The sequence below is a fragment of the Algibacter sp. 2305UL17-15 genome, assembly GCF_040720935.1.
Taxonomy (GTDB): domain Bacteria; phylum Bacteroidota; class Bacteroidia; order Flavobacteriales; family Flavobacteriaceae; genus Jejuia.
Genome location: NZ_JBFDAE010000005.1, coordinates 32162 through 48334, shown reverse-complemented (window position 1 = coordinate 48334; position 16173 = coordinate 32162). Strand labels below are relative to the sequence as shown.

The following is a 16173-nucleotide window of genomic DNA, read 5'->3' as shown; positions in this document are numbered from 1 at the left end:
TAGTACTATTATACTTTCTTTATGACGCTGGTAACGAGCCCCCAAATAATGAAGTTATTTTCATCCGTAATTTTTATTGGCGAATAATTGGAATTTTCTGGTTGCAACCAAACACCATCTCCTTGAACTTTTAATCGTTTTACGGTAAACTCCCCATCTAAGAAACATACAGCTATCTTATTATGTGCTGGTTCCAAACTTCTATCTATCACCAATAAGTCATTATCATCAAGTCCCGCACCAATCATGGATTGTCCGCTTACTCGAGCAAAAAACGTAGCTTCTTTGTTCTTTACAAGTTCTTTATCCAACGATAAACACTCCTCTTTAAAATCATCAGCAGGAGAAGGAAATCCAGCCGATATGCCCATATCAAAAAAAGGCGCACCTGAATTGTTTAAAACTCTAGGATTAAAGAATGTAAGATTTTGAGAATTATGTAGTAGCATTTTTTTATGATAAGAAATGGTTCTGCCTAAAGTTAATAAATATTAGCTCCATATGACCAGTTTTATAATTTATATCGCATAAAAAAGTCGAGAATTATATTCTCGACTTTTACAATATTCATTAAGAATATTTATACTAATAAGATTTTATTTCGTCATGTTAGAAATTGCATCACCTGTACCAGTAGTGTAATTGATTTTTAAAGCATTAACCTTTCTCAATTCCTGCTTTACATCACCTACAATACCCATATTTGCATCTTTATCTACTTTAAGCGACACAGTTAAGTAGTTTACAAGTTCCTCCCTTAGAGCAGCGCGTTCGGCAGCGATAAAAGCAGCTACTTCACTCACATCAGCAAAATTATCATTCAACTGAATTTTAGCCTCAGTACCGTATTTTTTATAGTTTTCACTTGGTCTTCCCATGTAAATATAACTTACAGGGTTCTTTTTATCCAGTTTTTCAACTTGATCTGCAAGTGGTAATGAATTTTTAATTTTAAGTGTATCTTCTCTCATTACGGTAGCCACCATAAAAAAGAATAATAACATAAAAACAATATCAGGTAAAGACGCCGTATTAATAGGTGCTAATCCTCCATCCCCTTTCTTTTTAAACTTAGACATACTCTTTAAGTTATTTAATTCTAATTTGTTTTTTTACTCAACTACTTCAGAGAGCTTTTGTGGAATCTCCGTTTTGATTTGCTCTATAAGTGCTTTCAATTTCGTTTTATTACCGCTCCACCTAACGTCATTATACATGTTTTCCATTTGTATAAAATCCATATTTGGAAAACCTTTGGAAGGTCCAAGTTCTAAAGCACGCCTATTTCTTAAAATATTATATGCTGCAACCAACTCATTTTGAACAGAAATGTAGGCTGCATAGGACGTCTCACGGTCATTCTTTAAAGAAATAATTGCCTTATCTGGATTATCGGATGATTTTGGATCCTTAGCTCCTTGACAAAAAGAACAAGAACCATCACCACCATTATCCAAAAAAGCAACAGCTGCTTGTCTTAAATCTTTGATGTCCATAGATTCGTCCTCAACAAGTAGTTGGTCATGCTTATTAATTAAAACAGTAAAAATATTCTTTTGTTTTATAATAGGCGGCTCGGTATTGTCTTCAATTGGGGGTAACTTTCGGTTAATCCCCGAATCTTTCTCAATGGTTGTAGTCACCAAGAAAAATATCAATAACAAGAAGGCAATATCGGCCATAGAGCCTGCATTTACTTCTGGTGCTGATCTTTTTGCCATAATTATTTAATCATTTTTTTAATTCCGAAGAACAACATTGATCCACCTGCAATTAGAATAAGTGCATAGAATAAATATAGTCCTGCTCCCAATAACTTTGATCCTCCTTCAGAAAAGACGTTTCCATCTTTAAGAATTGTTTCCTCACCTTGAGCCAATCCAAAATAGCATATTAAAGCTACTATAGCAAATGCTCCGACACCTTTAACAGTACTTTTTAGTGTATCTGGGTTCGTAAATATATTCTTTAAGCTGAAAATAACAACAAAAGCTAAAGTAAGTAATAAAATCAAGTATGCTATATACATAAAAGTATCTACGCTACCGCTAGATTCCCCTGCCTTAACAGCTTCATCGCCTGCTGATATTATCATAGCCAGAAACACTATGGAAAGTATCCCAACTATTGCTAATACTATGGTTAATATTTTTTTCATAATAGTTACAATTTTAAATTATTACTTCTTGTGTCTGATTAGCAAATCCATTAATGTGATAGAAGAATCTTCCATATCATTAACAATGCTATCAATTTTAGCAATAATATAATTGTAAAAAATTTGAAGTATAATTGCAACAACCAAACCAAATACTGTAGTTAAAAGTGCTACTTTAATACCTCCTGCTACTAATGATGGATTCATATCACCTGCAGCTTCAATTTTATCGAATGCTTGAATCATACCAATTACCGTACCCATGAAACCAAGCATTGGCGCCAGAGCGATAAATAATGAAATCCAAGATACATTCTTTTCTAATTGTCCCATTTGAACACCTCCGTAGGCTACAACAGCTTTTTCTGCTGCCTCTATACCTTCGTCTGTTCTGTCTAAACCTTGATAGAAGATGGACGCGATAGGGCCCTTTGTATTTCTACAAACTTCTTTTGCAGCTTCAACACCGCCAGATGCCAATGCATCTTCAACGTTTTGGGTTAATTTTTTTGTATTTGTAGTAGAAAGGTTTAAAAAGATAATTCTCTCGATAGCGATGGCTAGTCCAAGAATTAAACATAAAAGTACAATCCCCATAAAACCAGGACCTCCTTCAATAAAACGCTTTTTTAATCCTTGATGAAACCCAAGTTCTTTTTCAGCAGTTGCTGTGGTTTCAGATTCCTGAGTAGTTACAACAGTTGTAGCAGCAGTAGTGACTGTTGCATTCGTAGTTGCATTTGCTGTTCCAAATACCATCATTCCTGTTATGGCTAGGATAGAAAATAATCTTTTCATGTTCTAAATCTTAATTTTATTAGTTAAAGTGTTAAAGATATAAAAAAAATACAATTAAAAAATAATTAATTGTGCAGAGAGGAAGGGATTCGAACCCTCGATACCCTTTTGAGGTATACACGCTTTCCAAGCGTGCGCCTTCGACCACTCGGCCACCTCTCTTTAATTCAATCGTACTTTTAAGGATGTCCAAATAACAAAAAAAATATGAAACGCTAAAACTTTAACGGGTATTTTTACGACATTTCCCCTCTTAAAGGGGTTTCAAACTTCATTTTGAGCAATTTACCAGAATAAGATTTCCCTAATAAGTACATTAATTTTGTAATCGCAGATTCTGTCGTCATATCTTTTCCGGATATGACTCCTATTTTTAATAGTCCGTTACTGGTTTCATACTGCCCCATATTTACACTTCCGCCTACACATTGCGTTACGTTTATAATAGCTATACCTTTTGAAATAGTTTTCTTTAATATCTCTAGAAACCAATTTCCTGTGGTGCAATTACCTGACCCATAGGTTTCTAAAATTACGGCTTTTAAATTTTTAGTGTTTAAGGCACTCCTTAAAAAAGATTCGGTAATCCCAGGAAACAGCTTAACTAAAGCAATATTATTATCTAGAATTTTGTGGACATTTAAAGGTTTATCCGCTTTAGGCTTTAATACATATTGATGATTTACCTTTAAATGCACTCCCGATTCCACCAAACACGGATAGTTTAAGGAATTAAAGGCTTGAAAATGTTCTGCGTTAATTTTAGTGGTTCGGTTACCTCGATACAATTTATATTCAAAATACAAACAGACTTCTTTTATTACAGATGAGTTATGTTCTTGTAATGATGCTATTTGAATTGAAGTGATTAAATTTTCCTTGGCATCTGTTCTTAAATCACCTATTGGCAATTGAGAGCCTGTAAAAACAACTGGTTTAGCTAAATTCTCTAACATAAAACTTAATGCCGACGCTGTATAACTCATCGTATCGCTTCCATGAAGCACTACAAAACCATCAAACTTATTATAATTGGCTTCAATAATTTCGGCAATTTGGACCCAGTTTTCTGGATTCATGTTACTAGAATCTATGGGGTTTTCAAATGAAACGGTTTCTATGTTACAATCTAAAAGCTGTAATTCCGGGATTTGTTTTATGAGGTTTTTAAAGTTGAAAGCATGCAAAGCTCCCGTTTTGATATCTTTTACCATACCAATGGTTCCGCCCGTATATATCAATAATATGTTTGGTTTGGTTTGACTCATATTTTGAAAACGTCTTTTGAGTTTTGAGTAGTTATGGCTGCAATTTCTTCTTTTGGAATATTATAAATATCCGATAATTTTTCTAATACATTAATTATATAAGCGCTTTCATTACGTTTTCCTCTATATGGTACAGGCGATAAATATGGCGCATCTGTCTCTAAAACGATATGTTTTAAATCTATCTCATTTAAAAATTGATCTATTTTTCCGTTTTTGAAGGTTGCCACTCCTCCAATTCCCAATTTCAAATTATAGGAGATAGCCTTATGTGCTTGCTCTAAAGTTCCAGTAAAACAATGAAAAATCCCAAATAAATCCTCACTTTTTTCACTTTCCAGAACTTCAAAAATTGCATCGAAAGCTTGGCGACAATGAATTACAATAGGTAATTTATAGTGTTTAGCGAGTTGAATTTGATGTTTGAATGCTTCTTTCTGAATTTCTAATGTTGATGTATCCCAGTATAAGTCAATTCCAATTTCGCCTACTGCATAAAATTGTCGTTGGGCGAGCATTTCCTCAACATGTTTTAATTCATCTTTATAATTTTCTTTGACGTGGGTGGGATGTAAACCCATCATTAAAAAGATATTTTCAGGAAAGTCTTTTTCTAACTGAAGCATGGATGCCGTATAGGTAGAATCGATGGCCGGGATAAAAAACCGGGAGACACCTTTTTTAATGGCACGGTTAATCATCTCGTTTCTATCGTCATCAAAAGCTTCGCTGTATAAATGGGTGTGGGTGTCGGTAATTATCATGTTGTAAAAATAATGAAGTATTTGAAGGCGGACACAGATTTCACGGATTTTCATGGATTGAAAAAGACCTTTCAGGTTTTGAAAACCTGAAAGGTCTAAGCAATTCACTAATAAAAATCCATTACTTTTAAATGATGACTTTTCAGTATTTTGTTTTTAACCTGCGAGGTCTTGGAGACCTTGTAGGTTTCTTTAATAAGACCTACAAGGTTTTTGAAACCTCGCAGGTCAACGCAAACAATTCATTTAATCTAATTTCTTAATCAATTTTTGCGCTTTCTCATAATCTTCTGCATCTTCAGGAATTGTTTTCAAAATCTCAAAACATGCTGTTTCATTATCTTGTTTTAATTTACTTAATGCCAAATACCACGTGGCTTTATGTTTGAATGCTGAATTTCCTCTTCTTAAATCTTCTAATAATCCATCAGCAGTTTCAAAATTATTTAATTCAATATTGGAAATTGCGCTATACAATTTCAATTCTGAATTGGTTTCATCTTCAGCTATTAACCGACTAAAAGCTTCTTCAGCCTTAGCAAAATCTTTCGTATTAAAAGCATTTTCGGCGGTTTGCAACAATTTACTATTAGCTCCTCTAACGGTTAAACTTATCTGATTGTAATCCGCATAATCGCCATAAGTTGGACTTGAAAATTGATTCAAGCTGAAAATCCCGAATAGCACAACAACACATGCCGCAACGAGATACTTCATTAAGGTATAGGTTTTAGTCGTGCCTTTAGAGCCAACCGTTTCTTCAACTTTATTAAAATGAGCTTCAGAAATTTTATTTAAATTCTTTTGAAATGCATGTGAGGCTGCTTCATTTTCAAACTTATGCTCTAGAAAAGAAGAGAGTTCTTTATAAGTTTCAAATGCCTGATGAAATTCAGATTCCGTTTTTAACCTGGTTTCAAAAGCAATTATTTCATCTTTAGATAATTCATCAGATAAATACGCTTCAAACAGTATGTAATTTTGATCGTCCATAACAATTACGTGTTTTTAATACCAAATAAACTCTAAAATTCATTTGATATGTGGTTAAATTTAGGCGAGCCTTGAACCAGTTCTGTTAATTTCCCAATGCATAAGGACTTCTTTTTTCTAGCATAGGCATAACTAACACCTAAACTTTTTGCCACTTCTTCCATGGATTTTATCTTAAAAGTAGCGGTTAACAAATCCTTGCACGCTGTCCCTAATTTATTGAACATCTCTGTAAATAAGGCTTGTTTTTCGCCAAATACTGAGGTTTCAAAAGCTAGTTCTTGGGCCTCGTCACCTTTAGATAACACTTCCTCGTTAATTGTTACCTCTTTATGGGAAGATTTTTTTAAAACGTTTAACCATTTACGCTTGCAGAGTAAAAAGAAATAGGCATCAAACGGACAGGTTAATTGCAACTTTTTTTCGCTTGCTTGATTATATATGGTTATTAAAGTGTCTTGGACAACATCTTTAGCTTCATCTGCGCTTCCACTATTCTGTTTTATATAGTTTATCACTTTTGGCACATGCTTATCATATATAGATTGTATGATAAAGGCATTGTTTTTAAGCAATCCGTCTATATATTTCTGGTCTTCGTGAATTTTTTTTTCGCTCATTAACCCTTGTATTTGCTACTAAAATAAAGAATTTCTTGAAACAAGTTAATCTTACCTCTTTTATATTAAGCTTTTGGTGGATTTTACCAAGTCTTAAAGTGGTAAAAAACGAAATTCTGTATTTAGATTCCCGTTTTCACGGGAATGACAAATCAACGGAAACCCTAGACTACGCCTAGGAAATTCTTTTCGAGTAAAAAAACTTTCAAAAAAAAAAGGGTAACAATTTTTAAATGGTTTTGATATAAGGGTGTAACAGTCAAAAATTAAAGGCTAAACAACATTTAATTAATCTATAAAAATTTAGAAATTATGAGAAAATCAATTTTAATTATCGGAACCGTAGTATTATCAATTTTAAATATGAATGCTACAAGTGAAAACACGACCACTAACACTTCAATTGAAGCTGTAGAAATTACAAAAAACAACATCGCTCAAGTTTTTGAGTGGAAAGTTGAAACTACCAAAGGCACTTATGCAGGTACATCATTGTCTTTAGAACAGGCGAAAAAAATGATAGCATTATCAAGTTCTAATGAAGTTGTAACAGGAACAGAAATTAAAAGCTTCTTCGTCTTAAAATCTGAAATTAATACCAAAAGAAATTATTTCTGGGAAGTTGAAACTGCAACAGGAACAGCAAAAGGCTATTCATCAACTGAAGATTATGCACATAAAATGATACAATTAGTAGCTTCTGGAGACGCTATTGTATCTAAAATGATTATCAGTCAACCTCAACAGTAAAAACTATAAGAATGAGATCCCGCTGAAAAAGCGGGATTAGTTCAACTCTAGATTTTGAGTGTGTCTTTCAGACTTCTCAAAATCTAGTTTCACTAAAAAATTACAAAAACAGGGTAACAAAATGATTGCCCTATTGATATAAACTTGAATAACAATTTAAAACCCAATTATCATGAAAAATTTAAAACACATTTTTGGAACATTATTAATGACCGTAATTTTATTTACAAGCTGTGAAACATCAGATGACAACGACATTATAATACGTGCTTCGGCAGAAGATTTTAACAACTTAAAAGAAGCAGCCTTAGAGGGTTTAACACAAACTTTTCAGTTTAATGCAGACGACGGGAACATCAATTTAACATCTGATAAAGGTGTGGAAATTTACATCAATGGCGCATGTTTAACACTAAACGGAAGCCCTGTAACTGGGCAAGTTAATTTAGAATTTGTGGAACTTTTTGAAAAAGGAAACATGCTTACCACCAACAAACCCACCATGGGAACTTTGCCAAATGGCGATAAAGCACTTTTAATTTCAGGTGGCGAGTTTTTTGTAAACGCGACTCAAAATGGTGCAATTTTAGAAACTACATGTGGATTTCAAATGTCTATCCCAACGGATTTAACTGGAGGTCCTGATACCGAAATGACACTTTGGGAAGGTAGAATAGATGCCAATGGCAACTTAACATGGGACGAGGAAGAAGATAATACTGGACAAGGTGGTGTGTTTGCCGAGGGCAACCAATATTATGGATTTTTTCAATCTTTCGGATGGTCTAATGTAGATCGTTTTTATAACGACCCAAGACCAAAAACAACGATTCTTGTTGCAGTACCTACTGGGTATGATAACACAAATAGTTCGGTTTTTATTTCATATGATGGTGAAGAAACAGGATTAGCAAACTTGGATACATATGATGCGGGAACTGGTTTGTTCAGCGAACATTACGGACAGATCCCTGTTGGATTGGAATGTCATATTATTTTTGCAACAGAAGAAAATGACAACTGGAAATACGCCATACAAGCAGTAACTATTGTTGAAGACGGAATTATCACGTTTACCGACGAAGAAACAGCTATTGCTACAGAAGCACAATTAACTGCGATTATTAACGCATTACCTTAAACATCTACTAATGTAGTACCTACTTAAAATGGTTTTGCCCCATTTTTAACCTACTTATTTAAAGCCAGAAACCTCCCAAAGTTTCTGGTTTTTTTTATTCAACTCATTCAAACGGGTAACAAAATAGAACATCTGTTGATATAAAGATATAAGATGCATTCATAATGAAGAAAAGGCTATATATCATATTACTTGTTGTGCTGATAGTTTTAGTTATTAGTGCCAACATCCTATTGATTATATCAAATTCCAGTTATTAATTATTTAAACTGAATTCATTTTAAATATTGAAGTTCTCACTTTTACATATATTAGAGCTATCCACCACTAAAGACACGTGTTGCTAAAATAAAAACAAACACGTATATTTGAAAAAAAATAACAATGAATACCAAATTGACATTAACAATAGAAAAAGAAGTTATTGAAATTGCCAAAGAGTATGCAAAAGAGAAAGGACAAAGTCTTTCTGAAATGGTTGAAAACTACTTTAAGTTAGTAACTGTAAATAGAAGAAAAATTAAGGAAAAACAACTTTCCCCGAAAGTAAGAAAGCTAAGAGGTATCATCAAAATCGAAAAAGACTTCGACTATAAAAAAACGTTAACCGAAGAATTATCAAAAAAATATGGTGTTTAAACTGTTTGTAGATTCTGATGTAGTTATTGACTTCTTTACCGATAGAGAACCTCATGTAAATTCAGCAAGTGAACTTTTTGAATTGAGTGAAAAAGGAGATATTGCATTGTATATATCAGCATTGAGCATTAACAATATATATTATATCGTCAGAAAATATTTAGGGCATAAGAAAACTCTTGAAGTCATAGAATCCTTAGCCGAAATGACTGAAATCATAGGAACAACAAAGAAAGAAGTCATTCAAGCACTTAAAAACGATTTTAAAGATTTTGAAGATTCTATTCAGTATTCTTCGGCACTAACAATTAAAAATTTAGATGCTATAATCACACGAAATATAAAAGATTACAGAAACTCAAAAATAGCAGTTATGACGCCGCTAAATTTCTTAAAATTGAAAGAAAGCAACGAAAGCTAACTAAAGTATCATTAATTACTAGTTCTTGTCTGCCTTTCGAATTCGGATGTTTTAGGACTCGCGGATTTTCATTTGGTTTTTATTTACTTAATCACCCCAATTAATGATATACAAAACCACTATTAAAAACCCTTATCATCATGAATAAATGGTTAATCTACTTTTTCCTTATTAGCATTTGCAGTTTTAGTCAAGCGCAAATAGCGAACGATACACTTACACGAACGGCAACGATAAAAGATGTTGTTAACGGAAATGAAGTTCTTTTCACTCCAGAAACACCTGCCTTAAATCAAATTGCAGGAGCGCCAAAAGCTTTTTATACCCATTACTGGGAATTTGGAGACGGCAATTATAGCACAGCAGAAAAACCAAAACACACCTATAAGAAAAAAGGCGAGTATGAAGTGAAACTATGGGCAACAAATAATTATGATACGGGAAAACCTCCAACTACCAGACCCAAAAAAGTGGCGATTTCTAATGTAACTTCAGAGTATCAAGATGTTGCTTCAATGGACGAAGATTTTATTTTGAAACGCAATAGAGAACCTGTTCCAGATCAAGAAATGGTAACCATAGTTAGCTATAAAAACATCAAGGATTATGAAACTAACGGAAAGCTGTATTTGTTTTACAATGAACAAAAATACAAGGCGAATAATTTTGAGGTTTTAGAGATAAGGACACATCATAATGAAAAAAACAACTCTGAAACTGGGTTTGCTTATACGCATCATATTGAAGATGAAAACACATACTTGGCATCAATAAATAATGAAATTATTAATAGCAGTCAAGCATTACAAGATTCTACAGAAAGAATGAACCTAGTTGAAACCATTGCAGAATCTAAAGCTATTTATAAAAACTGGAGCGTTCTGGAATTTGATGATTTGCAACCAAAAGAAGAACGCAATATCTTTTTCAGTTTAAAAACCACACCAGAAATGGTAAAAGATACGAGCGCCATAATATCGGTGAGAGGTATTTATATTCCTGATGCCAACTATGACAACCACAAAGTAAAAGACATGGAAATGGAAATTGTAACCTCGCACGATCCCAACAAAATGTCTTCAAACGGAACCTTTATGAATTACAGGTTTGTGCGTTTTAAAACCTTAAAATACAAGATTAAATTCCAAAATAATGGCGAAGGACCAGCAAGCACCATTCGTTTGGAAACCGATATTCCAGAAATGCTGGATAAATCTACTTTAGAGGTGACCGACATGTATCCCAAATGCGACATCTGTCCGAAACGCGAAGTAATTTACAGTTGTCTGGACACCACATTTACAGATACTCAAGCTATTTTCACATTTAAAAATATTTATCTCCCGGGAAGCGAACAAAAAAACGTAAAAGAATATGATTCCACTAAAGGTTTCGTAAAATACAAGATCAAATTCGCCAAGGATTTTCATAAGAAAAAGACCAAAAGTAGAACCGCTATAATTTTTGATAAAAACGACCCTATTATCACCAATTACTCTACCACGCGATTTTTGCCCGGAATATCCATAGGTGCAAAAGTGGGCTATAATTCGTTTTCAGATTTAAAAAATTCTGAAAGCTATTTTATTGGAGCAACACTATCGCCTTATAAATCCTATCGCTGGTATTGGCAAATAGAACTGATGAACAATTTTCATAATTATGATGCCGATACCCAAGTTGTTGAAGAACTAGTTGATGGGCCACAGGGCTTTCGATTTAGGCAACGTACCACTACAAACACGTCCTTTGAAAATATAGATTGGGATATTCCCGTGTTATTGCGTTATAACGTTAATAATTATATTGGTCTTGGAGCTGGTTTACAAAACACTATTTCAGTGAGTCAAAAAAGCAACAATGCTGTGATGATTGAGCAATTTGAAGGCGTTCAACCTGGAGCTCCTGTTATTAATACCAATGAAGAAACCAATAGCCAAACAGAGTCGTTTACAAATTTAAGAACCGGTTTATTATTTGAAGCCACGGCTGGTTTCGCAAGAATTGGGCCAAGTTTAGGCGCGCGCTACATTATGAATTTTGAAGATGATTTTAATTATTGGCAATTGTATGCCATATGGAAATTTTGATGCTAAACTTTAGTGGGCAAATTACTCTCGTATCTGCAAAAGACCTGTCAGGTTTTCATCCCGAAGTTTCGGGACTGACAGGTCTGAAACTATTCGTTAAAAAATTGTGTCTTTTTGTTTTTCTTATTTCGTCATTAAGTTTTTCCCAAAATCTAGAAGAAACCATTTATGTAGCCGCTGAAACGTTTATTGCAAACCCAAATACAATAGCACTTCAAGTTTTAAACCAACAGGAGGTAAGCTTTAAAAAACTAGCAAAAACTAAAGACGAGCAATTAGCTTTGGTGTTTCTACAATGTCACAAAGGGCATTATTTAGACCAAAATTCACAACTAAAACAAGCTATTGAAACTTATGAAGATGCTTTAAAACGTTTTAACACACATGAACTTTCAAAATTATCAGATTTTGACGTCATTGAGAATTGTTTAATTCCTTTAGGCAATCTATATACCAAAACGGGCGATTACACCAATGCCGAAAGCACCATAAAACACTATACGTTTTTAGCAGAAAAAAATAAAAACTATAAACAAGAAGTTACTGGCGCTATCAATCTAGCGCAACTTTATCAAACTATTGGAAAACATGAAACGGTGATTAAACTCACTTCAGATTATATAAATCATCCGGACATAAATCCAAGTCAAAAACAAAAACTGATTGCTTTAAATGTTGATGGCCAAATTGCTTTAGGCGATATAACAACTATTACTAATGCATCCAACAATGAGATAAATTATAAAATCGCTCTTAAAAAAGGCGACTATAAAACTGCTCTTTTGGAATTTCAGAACGTTAAGACGACGAGATTATCAGATGAAAAATTACAAAAACGGGATTTGGCAAAACTACATGTAGAGGAAGCGCAACTATATGTTTTATTAAACGACAAAAAAAAAGCAACTCAAAACCTAGATGCTGCTATTAAAGTTTTAATTCCAAATGTTACCAGCTCTTCATTACCTAAAAAAACCGATTTATATGCCGAAAATACATTTATTGATATTTTCGATGTATATGCCTTCATTCAGCAAAATCCTGAAATTGCCTTAGAAAGCTACAACCTAAGTTTTTATGTCTCTGATTTATTGAAGGATAGTTGGACATCACAAGAAACTAAAATTCTAAATGAAACCAATAATAGAATTAGAAGTGAAAAATGCATCGATATTTTATATCGAGCTTACCAAAAGACTAACGAAAAGTCGCTCCTATTTAAAGCACTTCAATATTCTGAAAACAATAAAGCATCGAGTTTAACAGAAATGTTTCAAAAAAAGTTACGCCTTCAAAAATTCCCAAAAGACAGCTTATTAATTAAAGAATTCAATCTTTTAAAAGAACAGGAACGCATTACAAATTTGCTTGTTAAAGAGCAATTAAACGACAATAATCCTCCAACGATCAATCAGTTAAGCAAAAACCTAAGTACTATCAGTCTTCAGTTAAAAGCATTAAAAAGAGCTATTTTATCAAAATATTCTGAAGATAGCACTAATTTTTCTTTAGAAGGTTTACAGGAGAAACTGTTGCAAAATGAAGCTGTTTTAGTGGAATATTTCTATGGTAAAAACACAATCTATCAATTTATTGTTTCAAATGAAAATATCTCAATGCATCCCGTCGAAATAACTTCTGAAACGAAACAGCAAATCACAGATTTTATTCATCTTTTTGATACGGCTTCCATTATAAATAACGATATCAATGCATTTACAACAAAAGCATTTCAACTTTATAAATTTTTGAAACTTGATCGTATTTCAGCATATAAAAATGCTATTATAATCCCTGACGGATTATTGAATTTCATCCCTTTTGAAACCCTTTTAACTTCTGAAACCAACGCGATGGCGTTTTCTAAAATGCCATTTGTGGTTCAACAACAAAATATAGTTTACAGTTCTAATATTTCATTCTATATCACGGAACATCAACCAATTAAAAACGACAAGCTTTTAGGCGTATTTCCAGTTTTTGAAGCCACGGAGAAGCAACTTACATATTCGGTCAAAGAAGCTTCCGCCATAAAAAACGAAACAGATGCTCAACTGTTAATGCATGAAAAGGCAACTAAAATTAATTTTTTAGAAAACGCCACTGATTACAGTATTTTACACTTATCCACACATGCCAGTAGCGGGGATTTTATAACACCAGCTAATATCGATTTTTATGATGACACTTTATATTTGAATGCACTTAACAGCCTTGATTTAAACGCCAGTTTAGTTGTTTTAAGCGCATGCGAAACCGGCATAGGCAAACTTTATAAAGGCGAAGGTGCTATGAGTATTGCGCGAGGGTTTCAATATGCTGGAGTAAAAAACCTGCTGTTTTCATTATGGCAAATAAACGATTTATCAACCTCACAGATGATGCAATCGTTTTATGAAAACCTTAGCAGTTCAACATCGGCTTCATATTCAAACCAAAAATCGAAATTGGATTATTTACAAAATGACGCTATTAACAATGCTAAGAAATCGCCCTATTATTGGGGTGCGTTTGTTTATTATGGCAAATTAACTCCACCAAATACATCCAAATCAATTTATTATACATGTATTGGAATCGCATTTATTTTGATTCTAGTATTTTTACTTTTGAAATATAAAAAGCGTAATGGAAAAGACACTGCAAGAATTCCTTCTTGAAAAAGAGTACACCAAAATTAAGTTGAAGTTGACGAAAACCAATCATTTTGAAATTAAAGCCACAATTAATGGTGTAAAAGGTAATTTTATTTTAGATACAGGCGCATCAAGTTCTTGCGTAGGCTTTGAAGCTATTGAAACATTCAATCTTAAGGTTAAAGATTCTAAAATTCTAGCTGCTGGCGCAGGTGCTACAGACATGGCAACTAAAATGTCTAAAAAAAATAAAGTGAAAATAGGCAAATGGAAGCATGATAAGGTTGTTCTGGTTTTATTCAATTTGATTCACGTAAATACTGCTTTGGTAAATCATAACTCCACACCTGTTGATGGAATTATTGGTGCAGATATTTTAAAAAAAGGGAAAGCCGTAATTGATTACGGAAAAAAATATCTATATTTAAAATTGTAAGCTCTCAAAAGATTACAAAAAAATCGATTAATAGTTAAATATCCCTAAGTCTAATGCATACATCTATAGTAATAGCTGATGATCATCCGCTAATGCTCAGAGGTTTAACCGACTTCCTGACTTCAAAAGGCTATAACATTTTAGGAAGTGCTGAAGACGGAAAAGCAGCTTATAATCTTATAGTCAAGCTTAAACCCAAAATTGCCATACTTGATATAAGGATGCCTTATAAGACAGGTTTAGAAATTGCAGGAGAAGTACAAAAAAACAATTTACCCACAAAAGTTATTTTAATTACGTTTGACAAAGAGGAAGACCTTTATGACAAAGCTTTAGAATATGGGGTTTATGGCTATATTTTAAAAGAATTTGCTATCGAGGAAATTGAAACCTGTATAGCACATGTTGAGAACAATACACCTTATTTTAGTGAGGAAATTGCAGAATATTTAAATCATAACCAGAACAAAAAACCAAAAAAACTTGAGTTCCTTACAAAATCTGAATTAAAAATTGTGAAGCTTATTGCCGATAACAAAACATCTCAAGAAATTGCGCAAGAACTATCTATTTCTCCGAGAACAGTTGATAAACACCGAAGCAATATAGTTGCAAAGTTAGATTTAGACAATAAACCTACGTCACTCTCCATCTGGGCAGGTTTAAATAAGCCCTTTCTTTAAAATACGTACAAGTACGTATTTTTTTTTATCCAAACATATATTACATTTACAATGCTATTAATTAGTTCTTAGGGAGAATTAAAAAGAGCTCTAGGTTTTTTATAAATCTAGGGCTCTTTGCATTTTATAAAATATCAGTAATACCATAAAAATACGTAGAAGTGCGTATTTTTTATTTGAATACTTCCTACTACATTTACATCAGCTATTAATCGATTCTTTTGAGAGAGAATTACCGAAGACCCTGTGTGTTATCAGCACAGGGTTTTTATTCCAGCCTTAAAAGAAACCCTAACTTAATCCATTATGAAAACATCAGAATCTATCCTAGATCGATCCTTTGCAATTGGGCTGGCTGTTTTAGTTATTGCCGTAATTGCTATTAACCTATTAGTTATTATTTATTAAATTTTATTTTATTTCAGTTAGTCACGAAAATGCAAAAACCCCGAAACATTAATGTTTCGGGGTTTAGTATATTATAATAATTAGTGTTTAATCTGCTAGAACTATCACTTTATTGTCTTTCATTTCAATGGTCCCAGAGTCAATTGCCAACCAAAAACCTTTTGCAGATTTTGTAAACTTGGCTTCAACCTCTTCTTCCAAAGTAATGTTTCCAACAATCTTTACCTGACCTTCTTTCAATAAAGATACAATAGCTGCGTGATTATTAAGCATTTCAAACTCACCGTTCACGCCAGGAACAGCAACAGAATCTACTTCCCCACTAAATAAAGTTGCTTCAGGTGATACAATTTCTAAATACATGGTAA

The 16173-nt window shown here is 33.1% G+C and carries 18 protein-coding genes and 1 tRNA gene; 8 read left to right on the top strand and 11 right to left on the bottom strand.

Annotation, left to right across the window (positions count from 1 at the left end):
• Nucleotides 1-8: 8 nt before the first annotated feature.
• From umuD to ABXQ82_RS06780, 10 genes are all read right to left on the bottom strand, one after another.
• Nucleotides 9-449: a translesion error-prone DNA polymerase V autoproteolytic subunit gene (gene umuD / locus ABXQ82_RS06825; RefSeq protein ID WP_367056838.1), complete on the bottom strand. Its 441-nt coding sequence runs from the start codon at nucleotides 447-449 to the stop codon at nucleotides 9-11.
• A 147-nt stretch (nucleotides 450-596) separates the two neighbouring features.
• A complete protein-coding gene (locus ABXQ82_RS06820; protein WP_367056835.1) occupies nucleotides 597-1079 on the bottom strand; it encodes a biopolymer transporter ExbD in 483 nt (160 codons plus the stop codon).
• Between the two features lie 33 nt (nucleotides 1080-1112).
• Entirely contained in the window at nucleotides 1113-1721 is a 609-nt protein-coding gene (locus tag ABXQ82_RS06815; protein WP_367056832.1) for a biopolymer transporter ExbD, read from the bottom strand.
• 2 nt (nucleotides 1722-1723) lie between these two features.
• Nucleotides 1724-2158, bottom strand: a complete 435-nt coding sequence (locus ABXQ82_RS06810; RefSeq protein ID WP_367056829.1) for a hypothetical protein — start codon at nucleotides 2156-2158, stop codon at nucleotides 1724-1726.
• A 21-nt stretch (nucleotides 2159-2179) separates the two neighbouring features.
• Nucleotides 2180-2956 (bottom strand): MotA/TolQ/ExbB proton channel family protein, encoded by a 777-nt coding sequence (locus tag ABXQ82_RS06805; RefSeq protein ID WP_367056826.1) that lies wholly within the window; start codon nucleotides 2954-2956, stop codon nucleotides 2180-2182.
• A gap of 74 nt (nucleotides 2957-3030) precedes the next feature.
• Nucleotides 3031-3118: transfer RNA gene (locus ABXQ82_RS06800), tRNA-Ser, on the bottom strand.
• Between the two features lie 74 nt (nucleotides 3119-3192).
• Nucleotides 3193-4224: an asparaginase gene (locus tag ABXQ82_RS06795; RefSeq protein ID WP_367056823.1), complete on the bottom strand. Its 1032-nt coding sequence runs from the start codon at nucleotides 4222-4224 to the stop codon at nucleotides 3193-3195.
• Nucleotides 4221-4988 carry a TatD family hydrolase gene (locus ABXQ82_RS06790; RefSeq protein ID WP_367056820.1) on the bottom strand — a complete coding sequence of 256 codons (768 nt, stop codon included), beginning with the start codon at nucleotides 4986-4988 and terminating at the stop codon, nucleotides 4221-4223. The genes ABXQ82_RS06795 and ABXQ82_RS06790 overlap by 4 nt, the downstream gene beginning before the upstream one ends.
• 246 nt (nucleotides 4989-5234) lie before the next feature.
• Nucleotides 5235-5981: a hypothetical protein gene (locus ABXQ82_RS06785; protein ID WP_367056817.1), complete on the bottom strand. Its 747-nt coding sequence runs from the start codon at nucleotides 5979-5981 to the stop codon at nucleotides 5235-5237.
• 32 nt (nucleotides 5982-6013) lie between these two features.
• Nucleotides 6014-6601 (bottom strand): sigma-70 family RNA polymerase sigma factor, encoded by a 588-nt coding sequence (locus ABXQ82_RS06780; RefSeq protein WP_367056814.1) that lies wholly within the window; start codon nucleotides 6599-6601, stop codon nucleotides 6014-6016.
• 312 nt (nucleotides 6602-6913) lie between these two features.
• On the opposite strand from ABXQ82_RS06780, the gene ABXQ82_RS06775 reads away from it, so the two are divergent.
• From ABXQ82_RS06775 to ABXQ82_RS06740, 8 genes are all read left to right on the top strand, one after another.
• Nucleotides 6914-7351 (top strand): hypothetical protein, encoded by a 438-nt coding sequence (locus ABXQ82_RS06775; protein ID WP_367056811.1) that lies wholly within the window; start codon nucleotides 6914-6916, stop codon nucleotides 7349-7351.
• A gap of 172 nt (nucleotides 7352-7523) precedes the next feature.
• Nucleotides 7524-8492 (top strand): hypothetical protein, encoded by a 969-nt coding sequence (locus tag ABXQ82_RS06770; RefSeq protein ID WP_367056808.1) that lies wholly within the window; start codon nucleotides 7524-7526, stop codon nucleotides 8490-8492.
• Nucleotides 8493-8876: 384 nt separating this feature from the next.
• Complete coding sequence (locus tag ABXQ82_RS06765; protein WP_367056805.1) at nucleotides 8877-9131, top strand: DUF6364 family protein; 255 nt, start codon at nucleotides 8877-8879, stop codon at nucleotides 9129-9131.
• On the top strand, nucleotides 9121-9552 hold the full coding sequence (locus ABXQ82_RS06760; protein ID WP_367056802.1) for a PIN domain-containing protein: 432 nt from the start codon (nucleotides 9121-9123) through the stop codon (nucleotides 9550-9552). Before ABXQ82_RS06765 ends, ABXQ82_RS06760 begins: the two co-directional genes overlap by 11 nt.
• Nucleotides 9553-9692: 140 nt before the next feature.
• Entirely contained in the window at nucleotides 9693-11642 is a 1950-nt protein-coding gene (locus ABXQ82_RS06755) for a PKD domain-containing protein (RefSeq protein WP_367056799.1), read from the top strand.
• A complete protein-coding gene (locus ABXQ82_RS06750) occupies nucleotides 11642-14302 on the top strand; it encodes a CHAT domain-containing protein (protein ID WP_367056796.1) in 2661 nt (886 codons plus the stop codon). Before ABXQ82_RS06755 ends, ABXQ82_RS06750 begins: the two co-directional genes overlap by 1 nt.
• The gene (locus ABXQ82_RS06745; RefSeq protein WP_367056793.1) at nucleotides 14271-14714 is read left to right on the top strand and encodes a retropepsin-like aspartic protease; all 444 of its coding nucleotides are present in this window, start codon (nucleotides 14271-14273) and stop codon (nucleotides 14712-14714) included. The genes ABXQ82_RS06750 and ABXQ82_RS06745 overlap by 32 nt, the downstream gene beginning before the upstream one ends.
• 53 nt (nucleotides 14715-14767) lie before the next feature.
• Nucleotides 14768-15397: a response regulator transcription factor gene (locus ABXQ82_RS06740; protein ID WP_367056790.1), complete on the top strand. Its 630-nt coding sequence runs from the start codon at nucleotides 14768-14770 to the stop codon at nucleotides 15395-15397.
• A gap of 495 nt (nucleotides 15398-15892) precedes the next feature.
• Here ABXQ82_RS06740 and ABXQ82_RS06735 read toward each other — a convergent pair whose 3' ends face one another.
• The gene (locus tag ABXQ82_RS06735) at nucleotides 15893-16168 is read right to left on the bottom strand and encodes a hypothetical protein (RefSeq protein ID WP_367056787.1); all 276 of its coding nucleotides are present in this window, start codon (nucleotides 16166-16168) and stop codon (nucleotides 15893-15895) included.
• Nucleotides 16169-16173 lie beyond the last annotated feature (5 nt).